Here is a 589-nt window from a genome sequence, read left to right as displayed (position 1 = left end):
TCTGTACCGGGCCGTCGACAGCCGGGGCCGCACTGTCGATTTTTATATCTCCTCCCGTCGTAACAGCAAAGCTGCATACCGGTTTCTGGGTAAAATCCTCAACAACGTGAAGAAGTGGCAGATCCCGCGATTCATCAACACGGATAAAGCGCCCGCCTATGGTCGCGCGCTTGCTCTGCTCAAACGCGAAGGCCGGTGCCCGTCTGACGTTGAACACCGACAGATTAAGTACCGGAACAACGTGATTGAATGCGATCATGGCAAACTGAAACGGATAATCGGCGCCACGCTGGGATTTAAATCCATGAAGACGGCTTACGCCACCATCAAAGGTATTGAGGTGATGCGTGCACTACGCAAAGGCCAGGCCTCAGCATTTTATTATGGTGATCCCCTGGGCGAAATGCGCCTGGTAAGCAGAGTTTTTGAAATGTAAGGCCTTTGAATAAGACAAAAGGCTGCCTCATCGCTAACTTTGCAACAGTGCCTTCTACGGCACGTCAGTGGGACGAAATGATCCGGACCGCTGGCTCCCTGAAGCTGGGCAAAGTACAGGTTTCAGTGCTGGTCCGTTCATTGCTGAAAAGTG

General features: G+C 52.3%; 1 pseudogene. It reads left to right on the top strand.

What is annotated here, in order from left to right:
• Positions 1 to 436, top strand: a pseudogene (locus tag AC056_RS19180) (IS6-like element IS26 family transposase); the annotation flags it as partial.
• Positions 437 to 589 lie beyond the last annotated feature (153 nt).

The sequence above is a fragment of the Acinetobacter genomosp. 33YU genome, from assembly GCF_001990725.1.
GTDB lineage: Bacteria > Pseudomonadota > Gammaproteobacteria > Pseudomonadales > Moraxellaceae > Acinetobacter > Acinetobacter seifertii.
Note: the sequence above shows the minus strand (reverse complement) of the source record. Positions and strands in the feature narration are given on the sequence as shown.